Annotated in this window: 21 protein-coding genes and 1 pseudogene; 15 read left to right on the top strand and 7 right to left on the bottom strand. The window is 33.2% G+C overall.

The window, feature by feature from the left end:
- Positions 1-200: 200 nt before the first annotated feature.
- Positions 201-1,355, bottom strand: a complete 1,155-nt coding sequence (locus ACSYSW_RS06785; protein WP_491706230.1) for an MATE family efflux transporter — start codon at positions 1,353-1,355, stop codon at positions 201-203.
- Positions 1,356-1,527: 172 nt separating this feature from the next.
- On the opposite strand from ACSYSW_RS06785, the gene yejK reads away from it, so the two are divergent.
- Both yejK and nfo read left to right on the top strand, forming a co-directional pair.
- Positions 1,528-2,535, top strand: coding sequence for a nucleoid-associated protein YejK (gene yejK, locus ACSYSW_RS06780; protein WP_491705783.1), 1,008 nt, complete (start codon positions 1,528-1,530; stop codon positions 2,533-2,535).
- A gap of 49 nt (positions 2,536-2,584) precedes the next feature.
- Positions 2,585-3,430 (top strand): deoxyribonuclease IV, encoded by an 846-nt coding sequence (gene nfo, locus ACSYSW_RS06775; RefSeq protein ID WP_491705784.1) that lies wholly within the window; start codon positions 2,585-2,587, stop codon positions 3,428-3,430.
- Between the two features lie 145 nt (positions 3,431-3,575).
- Here the strand turns inward: nfo and yccS are convergent, their stop codons facing one another.
- Entirely contained in the window at positions 3,576-5,690 is a 2,115-nt protein-coding gene (gene yccS / locus ACSYSW_RS06770; protein ID WP_491706229.1) for a YccS family putative transporter, read from the bottom strand.
- 327 nt (positions 5,691-6,017) lie between these two features.
- Between yccS and ACSYSW_RS06765 the strand changes: the two genes are divergently transcribed.
- The gene (locus ACSYSW_RS06765) at positions 6,018-6,359 is read left to right on the top strand and encodes a Grx4 family monothiol glutaredoxin (RefSeq protein ID WP_491705786.1); all 342 of its coding nucleotides are present in this window, start codon (positions 6,018-6,020) and stop codon (positions 6,357-6,359) included.
- A gap of 384 nt (positions 6,360-6,743) precedes the next feature.
- Here ACSYSW_RS06765 and rnt read toward each other — a convergent pair whose 3' ends face one another.
- Positions 6,744-7,391 carry a ribonuclease T gene (gene rnt, locus ACSYSW_RS06760; RefSeq protein ID WP_491705787.1) on the bottom strand — a complete coding sequence of 216 codons (648 nt, stop codon included), beginning with the start codon at positions 7,389-7,391 and terminating at the stop codon, positions 6,744-6,746.
- A 284-nt stretch (positions 7,392-7,675) separates the two neighbouring features.
- On the opposite strand from rnt, the gene ACSYSW_RS06755 reads away from it, so the two are divergent.
- From ACSYSW_RS06755 to hisM, 3 genes are read left to right on the top strand one after another with little or no spacing between them, the layout of a single operon-like run.
- Positions 7,676-8,467 carry a lysine/arginine/ornithine ABC transporter substrate-binding protein gene (locus ACSYSW_RS06755; protein WP_491706068.1) on the top strand — a complete coding sequence of 264 codons (792 nt, stop codon included), beginning with the start codon at positions 7,676-7,678 and terminating at the stop codon, positions 8,465-8,467.
- The gene (locus ACSYSW_RS06750; protein ID WP_491705788.1) at positions 8,467-9,156 is read left to right on the top strand and encodes an ABC transporter permease; all 690 of its coding nucleotides are present in this window, start codon (positions 8,467-8,469) and stop codon (positions 9,154-9,156) included. Before ACSYSW_RS06755 ends, ACSYSW_RS06750 begins: the two co-directional genes overlap by 1 nt.
- Positions 9,157-9,194: 38 nt before the next feature.
- Positions 9,195-9,944, top strand: coding sequence for a histidine ABC transporter permease HisM (hisM, locus tag ACSYSW_RS06745; protein WP_491706069.1), 750 nt, complete (start codon positions 9,195-9,197; stop codon positions 9,942-9,944).
- 82 nt (positions 9,945-10,026) lie between these two features.
- Here hisM and ACSYSW_RS06740 read toward each other — a convergent pair whose 3' ends face one another.
- Positions 10,027-10,398 carry a hypothetical protein gene (locus ACSYSW_RS06740; protein WP_491705789.1) on the bottom strand — a complete coding sequence of 124 codons (372 nt, stop codon included), beginning with the start codon at positions 10,396-10,398 and terminating at the stop codon, positions 10,027-10,029.
- Between the two features lie 53 nt (positions 10,399-10,451).
- A complete protein-coding gene (gene lexA, locus ACSYSW_RS06735) occupies positions 10,452-11,075 on the bottom strand; it encodes a transcriptional repressor LexA (RefSeq protein ID WP_491705790.1) in 624 nt (207 codons plus the stop codon).
- A 183-nt stretch (positions 11,076-11,258) separates the two neighbouring features.
- Between lexA and coaE the strand changes: the two genes are divergently transcribed.
- From coaE to tsaD, 4 genes are all read left to right on the top strand, one after another.
- Complete coding sequence (gene coaE, locus ACSYSW_RS06730) at positions 11,259-11,864, top strand: dephospho-CoA kinase (protein ID WP_491705791.1); 606 nt, start codon at positions 11,259-11,261, stop codon at positions 11,862-11,864.
- A gap of 184 nt (positions 11,865-12,048) precedes the next feature.
- Positions 12,049-12,786 carry a cell division protein ZapD gene (locus ACSYSW_RS06725; RefSeq protein WP_491705792.1) on the top strand — a complete coding sequence of 246 codons (738 nt, stop codon included), beginning with the start codon at positions 12,049-12,051 and terminating at the stop codon, positions 12,784-12,786.
- 143 nt (positions 12,787-12,929) lie between these two features.
- Positions 12,930-13,151 (top strand): DNA gyrase inhibitor YacG, encoded by a 222-nt coding sequence (gene yacG / locus ACSYSW_RS06720; RefSeq protein ID WP_491705793.1) that lies wholly within the window; start codon positions 12,930-12,932, stop codon positions 13,149-13,151.
- The gene (gene tsaD, locus ACSYSW_RS06715; RefSeq protein WP_491705794.1) at positions 13,148-14,257 is read left to right on the top strand and encodes a tRNA (adenosine(37)-N6)-threonylcarbamoyltransferase complex transferase subunit TsaD; all 1,110 of its coding nucleotides are present in this window, start codon (positions 13,148-13,150) and stop codon (positions 14,255-14,257) included. The genes yacG and tsaD overlap by 4 nt, the downstream gene beginning before the upstream one ends.
- Before the next feature lie 83 nt (positions 14,258-14,340).
- Here the strand turns inward: tsaD and ACSYSW_RS06710 are convergent, their stop codons facing one another.
- Positions 14,341-14,631: a DUF4282 domain-containing protein gene (locus ACSYSW_RS06710; protein ID WP_491705795.1), complete on the bottom strand. Its 291-nt coding sequence runs from the start codon at positions 14,629-14,631 to the stop codon at positions 14,341-14,343.
- Between the two features lie 176 nt (positions 14,632-14,807).
- On the opposite strand from ACSYSW_RS06710, the gene ycaO reads away from it, so the two are divergent.
- From ycaO to ACSYSW_RS06685, 5 genes are all read left to right on the top strand, one after another.
- Positions 14,808-16,568, top strand: a complete 1,761-nt coding sequence (gene ycaO / locus ACSYSW_RS06705; protein WP_491705796.1) for a 30S ribosomal protein S12 methylthiotransferase accessory factor YcaO — start codon at positions 14,808-14,810, stop codon at positions 16,566-16,568.
- 399 nt (positions 16,569-16,967) lie between these two features.
- On the top strand, positions 16,968-17,213 hold the full coding sequence (locus ACSYSW_RS06700; protein WP_491706333.1) for a hypothetical protein: 246 nt from the start codon (positions 16,968-16,970) through the stop codon (positions 17,211-17,213).
- Positions 17,131-17,463, top strand: coding sequence for a hypothetical protein (locus ACSYSW_RS06695; protein WP_491705798.1), 333 nt, complete (start codon positions 17,131-17,133; stop codon positions 17,461-17,463). Before ACSYSW_RS06700 ends, ACSYSW_RS06695 begins: the two co-directional genes overlap by 83 nt.
- On the top strand, positions 17,439-17,597 hold the full coding sequence (locus tag ACSYSW_RS06690) for a hypothetical protein (RefSeq protein WP_491705799.1): 159 nt from the start codon (positions 17,439-17,441) through the stop codon (positions 17,595-17,597). Before ACSYSW_RS06695 ends, ACSYSW_RS06690 begins: the two co-directional genes overlap by 25 nt.
- Positions 17,594-17,989, top strand: a complete 396-nt coding sequence (locus ACSYSW_RS06685; protein ID WP_491705800.1) for a hypothetical protein — start codon at positions 17,594-17,596, stop codon at positions 17,987-17,989. Before ACSYSW_RS06690 ends, ACSYSW_RS06685 begins: the two co-directional genes overlap by 4 nt.
- Here ACSYSW_RS06685 and ACSYSW_RS06680 read toward each other — a convergent pair.
- Positions 17,975-19,176: pseudogene (locus ACSYSW_RS06680) on the bottom strand (RNA-guided endonuclease InsQ/TnpB family protein). The gene ACSYSW_RS06685 and the pseudogene ACSYSW_RS06680 overlap by 15 nt on opposite strands.
- Positions 19,177-19,363 lie beyond the last annotated feature (187 nt).

The following is a 19,363-nucleotide window of genomic DNA, read 5'->3' as shown; positions in this document are numbered from 1 at the left end:
ATGAACAAAATAATAACTTAAAATCATAAATGCCATTAATGATGATAAAACATCGCCAACGGATGCAGAATACCAAACTCCATACAAACCGAAAAATCTCGGCAAAATATATAAAGTTGGAATTAAGATTAAAATATGCCGCGAAAGACTTAAAATAATCGATATTTTAGCTTTACCAATACACTGGAAAAAGCTCGTTGTCACCATTTGAAAACGACCAAAACGTAAGCAAGTGTCATATATCGCAATGTGGTTGCAGACAATTCAATCATATCTGTGTCTGAACTAAATGCACTTACAAACACGTTTGGAATAAAAAAACCCAAAATAAATCCGCAGCTGGTAATCAGAGTGGCAATGATAATGGCATAAAAAAAAGTGTGTTTAACCCGATTATAATTTTTAGCACCATAATTATAGCCAATAATTGGCTGCATTCCTTGATTAATGCCGATTACAATCATTAATATTAAAGTAATCAATCGATTCGCATTCGAAAAAGCGGCAATGGCATCATCTCCTGAAATTCCTGAAAGCGGAGCATAATGATTTAATTGCCAATTAATAAAGACAACGACAATAGAGGTGGCTATTTGTAGAAAGAAAGGGGATAGACCGATAGAGATAATCGATTTTACAATGGTTAGATTAAGATTGAGATTTTTGATTCGTAATCGAATAAAACTTTTCGGACTAGTAAAATGATGCATGACAAATACAAAACTAATTATCATTGATAATGTGGTTGCAATCGCAGCCCCTTGCATTCCTAAGTTTAATAATATAATAAATATTGGAGCTAAAATAATATTAGCGATTACACTAATAAACATGGTTATCATGGCTTTAATTGGATAACCACATGATCGCATCATATTATTGAAATTAAACGTAAATGTTAAAAATAAACTTCCCGGTAAAAAGATAACTAAGAATTGTTTTGCATATTCATGGTTATCAGGGCTAGATCCGACAAAATGCAATATAGGATCAATAAAATAGACAAGTAAGGCAATCGTTATGCCACTTAATAAAAGCGTCAACATAAACGATGTCCCTGCGATTTCTTCCGCTTTTTGATGGTTTTTTTGCCCTAATAATATCGAAATTCGGCTCGCCGAGCCTACTCCGACTAGCAGACCGACTGCTGTTGATATATTCATAATAGGTAAAATTAAACCGCTGGCACTTAATGCATTACGACCTACCCAATGACCAATAAATACTCCATCAATAATATTATATAATGTACTAATTGTTGAGCCGATAATAGCAGGAAGCGCATAACGCCAAAAGAGTAAACTTATTTTTTGATATTGAAATTTATTATCGATTGAGTTCGTTTTAGTTACCATGATGTTGTCATTTTATTGTGAAAAAGTTAACGTTAAAATTTATGTACTATTTCTTGAAAATTAAGTGCTAGAGATGTTTAATTTTATTTGAAATTGTTTTTGTTAGTAGCGCTTTTAAAATGCTTTGTTAGAATAGTTTATTCTTAATTCATATTAACTCAATAGGATTTTTATGAGCCTCCAAATCGAACATGTTATTTTACATAAATTAATACGTCAAAATGACAGTGATTTGCAATTACAATTACGCGATTCAACCCTAAAAAATCATCATAATATTGAACAGCTAATTACCGACATCAATCGTATTTATAATAATAAAAATAAAGCTTATGGGCTTTTTAATGAGCAAAGCTTATTTAAAGAATCACTTAATGAATATGAACAAGGTCAGCAAGATTTTTTAAGTTTTAGTCAAGAATCTACTAAACAATTACGTAATGAATTAGCTAAATATCCCTTTGCACAAGGGGGGACGGTAATTTTTTGTTTATATCGATATTTATCGGCACAATATTTAATTATCGCTATGTTAAATAGCTGCCCAAGTATGCTAGTAAATGATGATCTTGAAATTAGTGAAACTCAGTATTTAGATTTAGATCATGCTGATATTATTGCTCGAATTGATTTAACTGAGTGGCAAACCGAGCCGGAATCAAATCGTTATTTAACTTTTTTGAAGGGGCGGGTTGGTCGTAAAGTCTCTGATTTTTTTATGGATTATTTAGGTGCAAGCGAAGGTTTAAATGCTAAAAATCAAAATAAAACATTGGTAAAAGCAGTTGATGATTATTGTAATTCAATGCAATTTGATCCTAACGAGAAAACCCAAATTCGAGAAAATGTCTATGAATATTGCCAATCTCAACTTGAAGCGGGTGAAGAAATCCTACTAAAAACATTATCGAGTGAAATACCCGCCAAAGAAGATCAAAATTTTATCGAATTTATAAAAAATAGTGAGTATGATTTAGAAGAAGCTTTTCCTGTTGATCGCAATGCATTGCGTCAGCTTAAAAAATTTTCCGGTAGTGGTGGGGGATTAACGTTAAGTTTCGATTCCGATTTGCTCGGTGATCGCATTAAATGGGATCCACAAGCTGATACACTTTTTATTAAAGGTATACCACCAAATTTACGTGATCAACTTCAGCGTTACCAAAGTGGAGAGCGTTAAATTTTCCGGTGTTTATCTTTTGATTCTCGTTAATTAAAGAGGTAATACAATGAAATACATAGGTTCTCATGTTAGTGCTGCTGGAGGTGCTGAACATGCACCGATTAATGCGCAAAAAATTGGTGCTACCGCCTTTTCATTTTTTATTAGTAGCCAACAACAATGGTATAGCAAACCCCTTGAATCTTCGACTATTGATAAATTTAAAAAAGCGTGCGAACAATATGGCTATACTGATAAACATATATTACCTCATGATAAATATTTGATTAATCTGGGTCATCCTAAAGGGGATATGTTACAAAAATCACGCGATGCATTTTTAGATGAAGCAACACGCTGCGAAGCGCTTGGATTATCATTATTAACCACGCATCCAGGTAGTGATTTAGGTGAAATTTCGTTAGATGATTGTATTTCTGTTATTGCGGAGTCAATTAATCTCACCCATGATAAAACTAAAACTGTCGTAGTAGTACTCGAAAATGTTGCTGGTCAAGGATCTAATTTAGGGTATAAATTTGAGCATTTGGCAGCCATTATTGATAAAGTGCATGATAAGAGCCGAGTCGGTGTATGTTTTGATACTTGCCATGCGTTCGCGGCCGGTTATGATTTGCGTACTGAAAAAGCCTGCAAAGAAACCTTTGACGAATTTGATAAAGTAATAGGTTTTAAATATTTACGCGGTATGCATCTTAATGATGCGAAAAGCGAATTTGCAAGTCACGTTGATCGTCATGCAAGTCTTGGTAAAGGTAACATTGGTGAAACCGCATTTAAATTTATCATGCAAGATCCTCGTAGTGATGGTTTGCCATTTGTTCTTGAAACCAGTGAGCCTGAATTATGGGCAAAGGAAATTGCATGGCTTAAAAAACAAGCAGGACAATAAGCTGTTATTTAATTTGTTAATATAAATTTAATTGCTTGGATATTTGTTTTTTTTCTTTTCAACGCGACATAATAACCTTCGTCCATTTAAGCCATTATTTAAACTATTATTTAAATAAACCACTTAATTGGGCGAGGGATAAAATTTATTTAATTCGCGATGAATATTTTTGTCTTAAGGTAACACTAATTGATAATAATTCCGGTAAAATATCTAGAATTAAAATTAATTGTTGCATAATTAATAAATCGTTATCGATTTGTTCACTCTCTATTTTATTAGTGGTGATTTCATCGATTGAAAGGGTATCGATATAATTAATTAGAAAATGTTTAATTTCCTGATAATCATCACACAATTTACCATCACATAACATGATAATAATATCGACGGTAACATCATCAAATAAATCCAATGTTTTTGCCGTTAGCGTTTTGCCACGGTGTGCACCAAGGGTTGAAAAATAACTAATTAAAGTTTGATTAAGCGTTAATAACCGCAATCCATCATCAATTAATTGACGATCGATATGTGGCTCTTTACTAATAAGATTAATAAAGGACGATAAATCAGCATTATCATCATGCACTGCTCGCCTAGCAATACGATACTGTAAATCATCATGCTTCCCGTTAATGTATTGACTACCAATTAAGGCTAGATAATGGCTATTATCATTTGTAATGCGATTTATTAATGTTTTTAGATTACGAAATTTCCAATCAGGAAAAATAAAACTGACTGCCATCCAGGCGATAAAACAACCTATTAACGTAGCAATAAGTCGTTCAAATGCGACATTGATACTATTTTCGCCGACTAAGCCAAAAATAAAGAAAACCAATAATGTTATAAATGCTGTTGCATAAGCATATTGTGAATTTTTGAAGAGAAAAAACAACCACCCAGCTAAGATAATTAAAAATAGTTGTGCCCATACCGTTGGAAAAAGAAACGTTAAAGGGATACCGAGCATAATCCCTAAAATTGTACCTATTACTCTTAATTTTAAACGATATTTAGTTGTTGAATAATTAGGTTGGCAGACAAAAAGACTTGTTAAAATAATCCAATAACCATGTTGTAGATGAGTTAATGAAATAATTAAATACCCTATAACTAAGACGATGCTCATACGAATCGCATGCCGAAATAGTGATGATTTAATACTGAGATTTTGTTTTATTCTATTAAAAATATTTCGAAATCCACTAAATTCATCATTGATATATAAAGCATAATTTTGTTTTTCAATTGAAGTATTTGCGTTATTGATATTACTGAGTAATAAATCAATAGATAATAAATTTTGATAAAGATTCTGTAATGATTTTAATAGTAATAAAGACGATTTATGATTAATTTTGTATTGTAAAATAGCATCTTCTAAATAAGAAAAATAACGTTTAAATAAAAGATCATGATGATAAGTTTGATTAAATTTGATGGCATTGGCGAATTTGGCACACGCGCTTGCTTGCAAATTAAGGATACGTGCAAAACGAAATAAGATATCACTATGTTTAAAATGGTTACTAAGTGCTTGGTATTGTACATGAGCTGAGCTTGCTCTTTCATGGATATCTTGCGCGATAAAATAATCACTCATTAATTTTTGTAGATAAGATTGACTACGAAAGCTTTTTAAGTAATTAAATAATGATCGTTTTGCATCATTAAAGACTTGTATCAGTTGATTATTAGTTAGGGTTAATTGTTCTGATTGTTTGACAAAATTATCAGTTTCATCAGGATCAAACATTGCAGCTTTAGCATTTAAGTAATGTGCCAGTTCATAAAAGCAATTCGCGAGCATTTGTTGTGTTGGGCGAATAGGTTGCATAATAGATTCAATGATTGAGACAAAATAGTACCATAATGCACCTAATAATAAGAAACAGGATAATGTCCAACAGTCGCTAAAACTATCATGCCCAAGCATAGTGTAGGCGGCAATAAGAAGTGTACCAAAGGCAATTGTGGCAAACCGTTGTCCAATTGCGCCTAATAAAATAAACATAAAGCTCGAAGAGATTAAACCTAAAATAAATAAGTAGGGATAATCAAATAAAAATTCGACCGAAAAACTGGCAATAGCAAAACAGATTAATGTCAAAATAATCGTTAAAATACGATTTAGAAATCGAGCATCGAAATCTGTTAAACCTGCAGCTACAACACCTAATGTTAGAGGAATCACTAATTTAACATTTCCACAAGTATAAGGAATAATCGTGCTTCCTGCGAGGCTAATGAGCATTCGTAGACTATAGACAACATTACTTTGGTAAAAAACATTTCGTAGAGTTAAATATAAATAATGCACAATGTATAACTTATCTTTAAGAACAGTTAATAAATATTAGCATACTACAATACAAATAGGCTAAGAGTTAAAAGACATCAGCAATAACATTAATAGTAGTAGCCAATCGCCACCTATTTAAATCTGCGATAGAATAGATTTGTTGTTAAATAATATTTACTTTTTCTTTACAAAAAAATATAACTTCAGTTATTCTATTTTTAGAATTTTGTTTCTATATTAATGTCTTTTTAAAGAAATGTAAGAAAGGAACTTAATGAGATGATTAATGAACTTACCGTGATTGAAAAAATCCAAAAACAAATAGCCGATAATCCTATCATTTTATATATGAAAGGATCCCCTAAATTACCAAGTTGTGGTTTTTCAGCACAAGCTGTGCAAGCATTATCACAATGCGGTGTTCCTTTTGCTTATGTTGATATTTTACAAAATCCTGATATTCGCTCAGAATTACCGAAATTTGCTAATTGGCCAACGTTCCCACAGTTATGGGTTGAAGGTGAACTAATAGGTGGCTGTGATATCATGATCGAAATGTTTCAAACAGGTGAACTACAACAACTGATTAAACAAACTGCCGAAAAGCATTCTCATAGTTAAGGTCGTTTTTGAGAAGGTAAAACGTTTTCTTTAAAATTTTTCATATAATAATGTTTATTTAAAAAATTTATATTTAAAAATTGTTAATTAACGCCTTTTTAATTAACTTACATTTAATCATAAATCATGTATTATTTAGTTCTCTATCATATAAAGTTTTAAATATATATTTTTATTTTTATCTGTTAACTAAACATCCTAACGTTAAAATCGTTAATTAAAAATCCGTTAATTAACATCAATATGTTATATATTAAATTAAAGAATCGATTGATGTTTAAACTTGTTCCTCGCCTTATGGGCGAGGTTTTAATTATTTATTTAATGTGTCAGTTTTTCATTCTCTCGGTGAGAGTAGATGAGTTACCCTTAAGATAAGCAAGATCACGCTTTTGATGAATTAGAATTATCTTCAGCAAGTGGCCAACCTCCTAAACGTTTAAATCGATTGACAATCTCACAAAATAAAATAGCGGTTTTTTCTGTATCATATAAGGCTGAATGGGCTTCTTTTTGGCTAAAAGAGATATTGGCAAGCTCACAGGCTTTTGCAAGCACCGTATGACCAAAAACTAATCCACTCAAGGCAGCTGTATCGAATGTAGCAAAAGGATGGAATGGATTACGTTTTATCCTTGCGCGCTCACTTGCCGCCATTAAAAAATGGTGATCAAATTGTGCGTTATGTGCAACCATAATAGCACGATGACAATCTTCCTTTTTCATACCACTTTTAACCATTTTAAAAATAGCTTCAAGTGCATCTTTTTCATCGACAGCATTACGTAATGGATTTGTCGGATCAATACCATTAAAAGCTAAAGAGGAAGCATCTAATATAGCATCTTCGAAAGGATTAATATTAAATTGCATAGTTTGATCAGGTAACAGCCAGCCATTATCATCCATTTTCAATGTTACAGCAGCAATTTCAAGCAGGGCATTTTTTTTAGGATCAAAGCCTGAAGTTTCAATATCGATAACGACTGGGTAAAACCCTCGAAATCGTTCACATAATTTAGCGTTTGGCACAAATCGTTTTCTAATTAGTAAATAAGGCTTTTTATTATGCCATTTTTTACCATTTTCGACTAGCTAATACTCTGATTGATTTGTAACAGTTAATAAATAGAATGTAATTAAGCAAACTATTCGCATGATGCATTTTTTTAGCACAATAAAAGAAACAATTAACCGTTTACTCTTAAAAAAAGGATTTTTGAATAAATGATAAGCGTTAAAGTAAGATTTTTATTATCAAATTTGCTAAAAAATTGTATATTATGCGTTTCTATAAATTAACGAGATTATGAATGATGAAAAAAATAAGTACAGTATTTGCTGCTCTTTGGTTTATTTGCCTTCCTTGTATTGGGCAAGCGGATTTACCAAAAGCGATTAATATCGGTTCGGATACTTCTTATGCGCCTTTTGATTATTTAGATGCTGAAGGTAATATTACCGGTTTTAATATTGAGTTAACTAAAGCACTTTGTGATCGAGTCCAAATTGAATGTCATTTTTCGACAGTCGATTTTGATGCACTTATCCCTTCGTTGCAATCTCGTAAAATTGATATGATTTCATCTTCATTAATGATCACAGAAAAACGTAAAAGACAAATTGCGTTTTCGGATCATATTTTCTTAGCATCACCACGATTAATTGCTAAAGAAAATTCCGGCTTATTACCGACAGTCGAATCATTAAAAGGAAAAAAAATTGGTGTTGAACAAGGCACAACGCAAGAACATTATGCGTATGATTTTTGGCGAAAGCAGGGTGTGAATGTTGTATCTTATCAAAATCAAATGCAAGTTTTTGCTGATCTTGTTGCCGGTCGTTTAGATGCTACTTTACAAGCTGAAGCAACCGGTAGTTATGCCTTTTTAAAACAGCAACAAGGCAAAGGATTTGCGTTTGCTGGTCCTGCTTTAATTAATGAAGAATATTTTGGTGTTGGAGCTGGGCTTGGTTTTCGTAAAAAAGATAATGAATTGCGCGAAGCATTTAACAAAGCATTGACAGAAATTCTAGCAGATGGCACATATCAAACTATTAATGACAAATATTTTGATTTTAATATTTATGGTATTAAAAATAATTAATGCACGGTTATTTTCATCTTATTTTTCAGGGCGCCCTTATTACGATTAGCATGGCAATTTTATCGTTAATTATTGCTATTATGCTTGGTATTATTTGCGCATTAGGAAAGTTATCACACACGCGAGTTGTAAAATTTTTATGTCAGATATATACCTCGTTAATTCGAGGTATACCCGATCTTGTTCTAATGTTTTTAATTTTTTATGGTTTACAATTTCTGATCAATGATATTTGTGATTATTTTGATTTGTCAATTATCCAAATAAGTCCATTTTGGGCGGGTGTAATTACCTTAGGATTTATTTACGGTGCTTATTTTACTGAAACATTTCGTGGTGCATTTATATCCGTTCCACACGATATTATTTTAGCTGCGACCGCATTAGGGCTAACGAAGAAACAACTATTTTGTTATGTACGTTTTCCATTGATGATGCGATTTGCCTTACCAAGCATTGGTAATAACTGGCTTGTTATCTTAAAAGCGACGGCATTAGTTTCTATTTTAGGTCTATCTGACTTACTCAAAGCAGCTAAGAATGCCTCGGGTGCAACACTCGAAGATTTATATTTTTTACTTGTTGCTGCCGGCATTTACCTATTTTATACAACACTCTCAAATATTCTACTTTGGTGGCTTGAACGCCATTATTCCGTCGGTATCAACAACAACAAAGCAAAACTTTAAGGACCATCATAAGAATGTTAGCGTTTTTGCAACAAAAAATGATCGATTTATATCCTCAGCAATTAATAGAGATTTTGCAAGAATATTGGAAACCTCTTTTATATAGTGATGGTTTTCAAACAACAGGTATTGCGATGACACTTTGGATATTAATTTTATCGATTGTGTTAGGTGGTTTATTATCATTGCCATTATCAATTGCTCGTAATTCATCAAATCTTTTTATTAAAGCACCTATTTGGCTATTTACTTATGTATTACGTGGTACACCGCTTTATGTGCAATTACTAATAGTATATTCAGGTATTTATTTATTGTCGTTTGTCAAAAATAATATGGTGTTGGCGGATTTTTTTGCGAGTGGTTTTAATTGTACAGTACTTGCTTTCGTATTAAATACCAGTGCTTATACAACCGAAATATTGGCAGGTGCAATTCGAAATATTCCAAGAGGTGAAAGAGAGGCGGCAATTGCATTAGGCTTTAACAATTTCCAATTATATTTGAATATTATTTTTCCTCGCGCGTTTAGAATTGCATTACCGGCTTACAGTAATGAAGTCATTTTTGTATTACATTCAACGGCAATCGCATTTACAGCGACGGTACCTGATATATTAAAAGTCGTGCGTGATATTAATTCAGATTATTACATGACAATTGAGGGCTATTCGATAGCCGCTGTGATTTATTTGTGCATTAGCGCCGTATTAATTTATTGTTTTAAATATATAGAAAAACGCTGTTTAAAATATACGACTTATAACCAAAATCGCATTAATAATTAAGCCTTCATATCATGAAGGTTTAATTATCATTCTAATTTTATCCATTAAGACTTAAAACGTCCTTTTTAAAGCAGAGTAGGCGTTAAAAATTTAAGTTTTGATCGATTCCGTTATCTGCATGATCATCTTCTTTTGAATCAGGATATGCACGTGCTCTATCGATAGTTACATAAGCGCCGCTAGCTGTTCTGATTTGACATTCATTTAAAAAAAAGGAATATTTTGTTTCGGCATGCATGCTAACACCTCTGAAATAGCAATGGGCCGCGTTATATAATTGATGCCGACATAAAATTGCAATAACTAACCACACAATAGCGATACTTAATGCGATCCATTTTAAATTATGCCATATGAATGCCCAAAATTTATGTTTGCTATATTTGCAATAAGCAATGATTAGCACAATGATTGCTAAAAAACTTAAAAATTCATAAAGCCAAAATAGCCACATGGTTATTCTCCGTAAAGGAAATAAAGTAATTTTATTTTAACTAAAGTTTTGTATTACATCCATGATCCATTACGTATAATTCCAACGGCGAGTCCTTCAATAACAAATTCTTGCTGTTCTAGATCGACTTTGATTGGCGAAAATTCCTCATTTTCAGGTAACAAGTATACATATTTACCTTTATGGGATAGGCGTTTGACGGTCACATCATTATCAATACGAGCTACAACAATTTGACCATTTTGTACATCTTGTGTTTTATGAACGGCTAATAAATCACCGTCTAAAATACCGATATCCTTCATTGACATACCATTAACGCGTAGTAAAAAATCCGCCTTAGGCGTAAAAACAGATGCGTCAATTTGGTAGTGGCTTTCAATATGTTCCTCGGCAAGAATTGGGGATCCACCAGCAACTCGACCTATTAGTGGTAAACCTTCTTCATCATTGGTTGGGGGCTTTTCTAATAGTAAACGAATGCCACGAGATGAACCGGCGATCATTTCAATCGCACCTTTTTTAGCTAATGCTTTTAAATGTTCTTCGGCAGCATTGGCAGAACGAAACCCAAATTGACTCGCAATTTCGGCACGTGTTGGTGGCATGCCTGTAAGTTGGATGTGATCTTTAATTAGGTCATAAATTTGTTGTTGTCGTAAAGTTAAAGGTTTCATAGGTCACCCTGTTTTTTTATACATATAGTGTTATTATATACAGTTACAAAGGGATTACCAGTGTTTTTATATTATTTCTATTAATATTTGCTTAGATTTATCGTTTCTATCATTGCCTTAAGATTGTGTATGCAAAATCTCCTGTGATATACTGATTTATCCTTTTTATTTGAGACTATAGCTATGCCAAATGTTATTGCCCTTAGCGGAGGTGTGGCAAGTGGCAAAACAACAGTTGCCAATCTTTTTGCCGAGTTAGGCGTTGCAATTATTGATGCTGATCAAATTGCTCAGCAGGTCGTAAAACCGCATAGTGAAGCACTTACAGCCATTGTTAAACATTTTAGTCAAGAAATCCTTTTATCAAACGGAGAGTTAGATCGCAGTCAATTACGCGATATTATTTTTCATAATGATCATGAAAGATTATGGTTATCCAATTTATTGCATCCCCTTATTCATAAAGAAACTATCAACCAAATCAAACAACAAAAAGGGCTTTATGTAATATGGGTGATCCCTTTACTTATCGAGAATAATTTGCAAGAATTAGCTGACCGTGTGTTAATTGTTGATATTCCGGAATCACTACAGTTACAACGATTAATATTGCGTGATAATCTAACCGAATCCTTTGCAAAAAAAATGATATTGGCGCAAGCCTCGCGAGAAAAGCGCTTGTCTTTTGCTCACGATATTATTTGTAATACAGGCGATTATTCATTATTGAAATTTGAAGTTACGAAGTTACATCAATTTTATAGCGATTATTTTGTTGATGATTATTAAGCTTGATTTTATTTTTTACTTTGTTGTTAAGCGTGTTAAGTATTAATTTTAGATATAAGTTTTGAATATAAATTTTATCTATTAATATAAAAAAAATTAGTAAGAAAAAATGAATATTTTTTTAAGTATGAAGATAAATGGCAAAGTCTCATTTCAAACCACCAGATGGTAAGAAACGGTAACTATGAATAAGATTATTTTTGAACATCCTTTAACTGAAAAGATGCGCACTTGGTTGCGAATTGAATTTATCTTACAACAGCTTAATATGTATCGAACATGCGATAGAATGAGTGCTTTACCTTTTTTTCATGCGTTTTCGGAATTATTAGAAATTATTGAACGAAACGATATAAAAAGTGATTTAATTAAAGAAATTGAAACGCAAAAGCATAAATTGTTGGGCTGGTCCAATTATGCGGGTGTTGATCATATTCGTTTAAATGCATTTATAAATCGTTTTGATATGCTATTAACGAAATTAACTCTTATCTCACGCTTAGGTCAGCCTCTAAAAGAAGATCGTTTTATTGCCAGTATTCGCCAACGTTTGATGATACCAGGAGGATGTTGTAGTTTTGATTTACCTTCGTTACATTTATGGTTAGAACAACCACAAATCAAGCGCGATCTGCACATCAATGAATGGTTTTCGCATATTACAACGTTAGAAGAAGCTCTATTAGCTTGCATCCAAATGATTCGTCAATTAGGTGAATTTAAAGTCTATCAATATACCTCAAGTTTTTTTCAAGAAACGGCTAATGAGATTAATCTTATTCGCATTCGTATGGATGAGGATTCATTGGTTTATCCGCAAGTGTCAGGATATACATCACGTTATAGTATTCGTTTTATAAAATTAAATGTGGATGAAAACTCACAAATTGATGCGATAAATTTTGAACTTGCTTGTTGTTAATTTATGAAAAAAATGTATTCAAATATGAAGGTATTTATTTTTTACCATTTAGAATGAAAGTTTTATTATTAACCCCTATTTTAAATCATGTTATTAACACACTATTAATAATCCCGGTTATTACATTCACTCAAAAGAAAATTATGAATAAATCTAACTTATTAATGATTAAATGCCCAACCTGCCAAAAAACGGTGGAGTGGTCAGAAAAAAATCCATTTCGTCCTTTTTGTAGTAAACGTTGCCAATTGATTGATTTAGGTGAATGGGCAGATGAAAAGCACCGTATTATCGATAAATCGATTCCCTTTGAAGATGTCTGGAGTGAAAGTGACGAAATTGATATTACAGGAAAAAACGAATGAAAGTATTAGGTATTGAAACGTCGTGTGATGAAACGGGAATTGCCATTTATGATGATAAGCAAGGCTTAATTGCCAACCAGCTATATAGTCAAATAAAATTACATGCAGATTATGGAGGCGTTGTACCGGAATTAGCCTCACGCGATCATATTCGTAAAACAATCCCCTTGATTCAAGCAGCCTTAAAAGAGGCAAATTTGACTGCAAGCGACATTGATGCTATTGCTTATACGGCAGGCCCAGGATTAATTGGCGCGTTGATGGTTGGCGCATCTATTGGTCGTTCATTGGCATACGCCTGGAATGTTCCAGCTATTAGCGTTCATCATATGGAAGGGCATTTATTAGCACCGATGCTTGAAGAGAATGCTCCACAATTTCCATTTGTAGCTTTACTTGTGTCGGGTGGTCATACGCAATTGATTAGTGTTACTGGCATGGGTGAATATCAATTATTAGGTGAGTCAATCGATGATGCCGCTGGCGAAGCGTTTGATAAAACCGCGAAATTATTAGGTATTGATTATCCTGGTGGAGCTAAATTATCTGTACTGGCTAAACAAGGATATCCAGATCGTTTTCATTTTCCACGTCCAATGACCGATAGACAAGGTCTTGATTTTAGTTTTTCTGGCTTAAAAACAGCGACTGCTAACTGCATAAATAAGATTAAATTAGAATTGGCAGATAATGATATTAAAGTAGCGCAACCGGATACAACTAAGTCAGGAACACAAAAAACTCATCAATCACTTGTCAATGATTCAGAGATAGATGTGCAAAGTAAAGCAGATATTGCAAGAGCCTTCGAGGATGCATTAGTTGATACCTTAGTGATTAAAACCAGACGCGCTTTAGAACAAACAGGATTTACTCGTTTAGTTATTGCAGGTGGTGTTAGCGCTAATCACACATTAAGACAAAAATTAACGGAATTAATGAGTAAACGCAAAGGGCAAGTTTATTATCCAAGAACAGAATTTTGTACAGATAACGGGGCAATGATTGCTTATGCAGGAATGATGCGCTTAAAACTCGGAAATGAAACGGATTTAAAAATTGACGTTAAACCACGTTGGCATTTACATGATATCATATCATCTTAAAACAATAAATGAACGCTTATCTCTCTTTTAAAATAGACGTAAAATTCTTTTTATCAGAGAGATAAATTAAGATTGCGTATTGATTATTGGCTATCCGTTTTATCATCATTTACATTTTTTGATTGTAATGTAACAAGTTTTTCAAGATTGCGATTAATGCTAAATGAAACACAAATTAGCTCAAAACTAATTCGCGTTATAATCAAACCGAAAACCAAACCCATTAAACCGCCAAAAAAACTAAATTTTATCATGACATATAGATTATAACAAACCACGATTGCTAACACGATCCAATAAATAATTGTGATAATTGTTGGCATAATTAAACGATTGAAATAAAGTAAATCTTTAGGTGAAAAATTATTATTCATTCCTTTCTCCTTATTGAGATAAATTTTTTGCTTAATTAATATGTGATTACTGTATACAAGCTGATACATTAGAGAACATTTTTATTAATAAATCAACAGATATATTAAATTGAACTATTATCTTAACCATTAATTATTAATCGTTATTATATTTATATTTTAAACTAAGAGAGCTTATGAAAACCTATATTACAGGCAAAGATGCCGCCCTTGAAGATTCGATTAATTACTTTCATGAACAATTAGCTAACTATGACCTTGATGTTAAAGAAGCCTCTTGGTTAAATCCTGTTCCTAATGTATGGTCAGTACATATCCAAAATACGGAGTGTCCATTATGTTTTGCCAATGGTAAAGGCGCCAGCAAAAAAGCGGCGCTTGCATCAGCATTAGGAGAATATTTTGAACGACTTTCGACTAATTATTTCTTTTCAGATTTTTATTTAGGTCGAGAGGTAGCAAATAGCGATTTTATTCATTATCCCTCAGAAAAATGGTTTCCAATTACAGAAAATAATAAAATTCCAAAAGGAATATTAAATGAAAAACTATGGCAATTTTATGATCCGGCAAAGGAATTACAAGCAACAGATTTAATTGATTTGCAATCAAGTGCTAATGAGCGTGGAATTTGTGCTTTACCTTTCTTGCAACAATCAACACAAGAGATTGTATATGTACCTGTTAATTTAATTGCTAATTTATATGCTTCTAACGGTATGTCAGCGGGTAATACTAAAAATGAAGCACGTGTGCAGGCGTTATCGGAAATTTTTGAACGTTATACAAAAAACAAGATTATTAGCGAAGCAATTAGCTTACCCGAAATTCCTCAATCTATTTTAGTGCGTTATCCATCAGTTGTTGAAGCAATAACTAAGCTTGAAAGCGAAGGTTTTCCAATCTATTGTTTTGATGCATCATTAGGTGGTGAGTTTCCTGTTATATGTGTCGTCCTCTTTAACCCTGAAAATGGTACCAATTATGCTTCATTTGGCGCACATCCTAATTTTGGCGTAGCGCTTGAACGTACAGTGACAGAATTATTACAAGGACGCAGTTTAAAGGATCTCGATGTTTTTTCGCCGCCGAGTTTTGATAATGATGAAGTCGCCGATCTAAGTAATCTTGAAACGCATTTTATTGATTCAAGTGGTCTGATTTCATGGGACATGTTCAACAAGCAAGCGGATTATGATTTTGTCGACTGGGATTTTTCTGGCACGACAGAACAAGAATTTAATAATTTGATGTCGATTTTTGAAGATCATCATGTTGATGTATTAATTATGGATTATGAGCATTTAGGTGTTTATGCTTGTCGAATTTTAGCGGTTGGCATGTCCGAAATTTATCCTCCCGAAGATTTGCTGATGGCAAATAATAATATGGCAATTCACTTACGGGATCTCATTTTATCGCTACCAAAGCAAAAATTAACAAAGCAAAATTACTTAACCATTATTGAACAATTAGATGATGAAGGATTAGATGATGCTGCCCGTGTGCGAGAATTACTCGGCATAGCAACAGGTAAAGATAATGCGTGGTTAACATTACGCATCGGTGAATTAAAAGCTATGCTTGCGCTAGCAGGTCAAGATTTATCTCAAGCGGCTTTATGGATCGATTGGACAATCGAAATGAATAATTCCATATTTACTTCTGAACGTAATAAAGATTATCGAACATTGCAAACATTGGTTAATTTTATTCTGGAACGGGGCGAAGAGAAGTTTGCTAATTATCAAAATGCCTTTTACAAAATGTATGGTGAAGATCGTGTAAATGCGATGTGGCAATACGCCACAGGGCAAAAAACCTTTTTAGGTTTAACGCCGTTTTCGTCGGATAACGAGGGCGATTTAAGCCAATTTTCTATGCATCAAAAATTACTGGCTGTGTATCATAAATTACATCGAAGCATGCAAAAATAGATTAACGATTGGTCTCACTTTTATTTAAAAAGGCCTAAATTTTAATTTAGGCCTTATTCTATTTGTCAGTTTATTAGCTACATGGCGTATTTATCGAAAATTAAGTCAACATCAAATGGCAGAAGCGGCAGGGTTGACACAATAAGCAATAGCACAAGCAGAAAATAAATCATCAAAACCACAATTAAAAACTAGAGAACAATTAGCAAAAATTTATGAATGTAAACCTGAGCAATTAGTTTTATAACATTCTCACGCATAAAACTAAAATAGACAAATTAATTTAAAGGGCTTAAAAGCCCTTTTTTCTTAGCAATTTAATTATTGAAAGCATTTTATCGGGATGACAAATTAATTAATCGTGATGTGCTAAGCGATACAGAATACTACCTTAGTGATATGAAGCAAGGCAAATATAGCGCAAAAGTGCGCGGCGTTACGGAAGATGAAAAGCTAGGTGATGAAACGATGATTAGTTTTTCAATTTTACCACCGACAAAACCCCAAACATTAATATTAACGCCAAGCCGTCGAAACCAAAACAAATTATTTAGGGCGATCGATGACATTAACAGATGTAGATTGCCTGCCAGATACAATTTATTGGCATGGGGTGAATGCGGTAAATTCAGTGGGGCGATCTGAGCTGACTATCGCGCAAACAAAAACCTTGATAGCAGAAAACGGCGCAGGGGGTGTTTTTCGTATTCAAACAAATGACGGGGTATTTCCTGATAGCGATAGCGCGACCCAATTATTTTATCGTGAATTTGGTTTTTATCCTGCTCGAGATACGACGCTCATTATTTATTCCTTAGCTCTGAATGGACAAGTCGCCCATTCAGAGCCAAAAATGTATAACGGCACGAAATGGATTTCACTGCGATGTTTTTAGATGGCGATTTAATCGCAACAGGTACCCTTCGTGGCGATAGATTAATTGCAGGAAGCGAAATCAAAGCGCCTTTAATTACAAGTGGCAAACTTGTTGCGGGTAGTGTTATGAGTGTTATCGCAAGTGAAGCATGACAATATTATTTGTCAATGACGTTACCTTTACTCGCTCTAACAACAGTCATATTAGTAGCGGTGATTCTAACAGTACTAACCAGACAACACCGATTCGTGGTGATTTACGGTTTTTATTTAATAACGACTATCCAATAAGGGTAAATAATTTAAGGAGAAACAAGAATTTAATCCAGCAAATGATTTTAAAAATTCCACCATTTAGAGAAGGTGAACGCATTGATATTACACTAACTGTCACTAAACCAAGTTCAGGAACAGTGAAATATTATTTTGGATTTAATAGCCTCATGTTATTGATGAATAACGCTTCTGGATTTATAGAAGACGACTACTTGATATCCCCCCGCCCTAAAGGACGGGGATTCCTACTGCGGTTAGTTTATGGCTAACTCGCTTCGGTGGGTTTCTGCTGCTGACGACATTACAGCATCGTTCACTTCACAGACGCTTCGGGTATGTCCTACCCTGAGTATATTTAATGCACCAACAACATCAGCATTTTCTTTGTAACCACAACTGACACATTCAAACTTAGCTTGTGTTTTTCGATTATCTTTTGCTACATGATAACAACAAGGACAGGTTTGACTTGTATACTTCGGATCGACACTGTATACAAAACCTCCTCGCCAATAGTTTTTATAGTCAAGTTGCCGTCTAAATTCTTACCACGATTGGTCAAGTATGGATTTATTTAAAGTTGATTTTGCTTTGACGTTTCTCCCATGCTCTACTTGATTACCTCTAGCTGATTTAGACATATTACTTACTTTTAAATCTTCGGTGTATATCATGGCGTGGTTTTGGCTGATTTCATTCGAGATTTTGTGTAAGTAATCTTTTCGAGCATTCGCTATTTGATGATGTAGTTTAGATACTTTACGCTTAGATTTGATCCAGTTTTGGCTAAATTTTTTCTTATGACTTAGTTGTTGTTGTAATTTTTTTAATTTTAATTGATTCTGTTTGAATATATTCAAGGGTTCAAAATAAGCACCATTACTTAACGTTGCAAAACGGCAAATGCCCATATCAATACCTATTTCAGTATTAGATTTATGTATCGGCTCTGCTTGCTCATATTCGGTTTGAATAGATACAAACCATTTGCCACAGACTAAACTGACAGTGACATTTTTAATGGTACCAACAATTAATTGGCTCTTTCTGTAACAGATATAACCCACTTTAGGAATGAATATACGCTTATTATTTTCGTCTAGTTTTGTTCCTTGCGGAAAACGGATGCTTTCCTTGACTCCTTTTTTCATAAATTTAGGAAAATCAGATTGTTTACGAAAAAAATTACGGTAAGCACTTTCTAAGTCTTTTAATGATTGTTGTAAGACTTGGCTATGACACGTTTTTAACCAGTTATATTCTTTCTTCCATTCCGGAAGTAAATTAGCAATTTTGGTATAACTGAACTTGATAGTCTTATCTCGTTCATATTGCTTTTTTGCCACGCTAATACCTGATTAAAAACAAAACGAGAGCATCCACAAAACGGTTTAAGTTTACGGATAGTTTCACCATTTGGTATTAATTCAAATTTGAAGCCTTTGCGTATTATCATATCTCTATTTTACTATTGCTTTATGAATAGACAAAATGAAATTAGACATGGTAGACACTGTGTATTTAAAATACATGCCATCTTACTTTGCTGCAAGTTGCGGTGGTGCCCCTATTGCCATTATTAGATAATATATAGAACAACAACGAACTTCAGCCTAAAACAGTAAAACGACTTCGTCATTTAA

Source organism: Gilliamella sp. ESL1225 (genome assembly GCF_058502635.1).
This window is presented reverse-complemented; position numbering and strand designations above follow the sequence as displayed.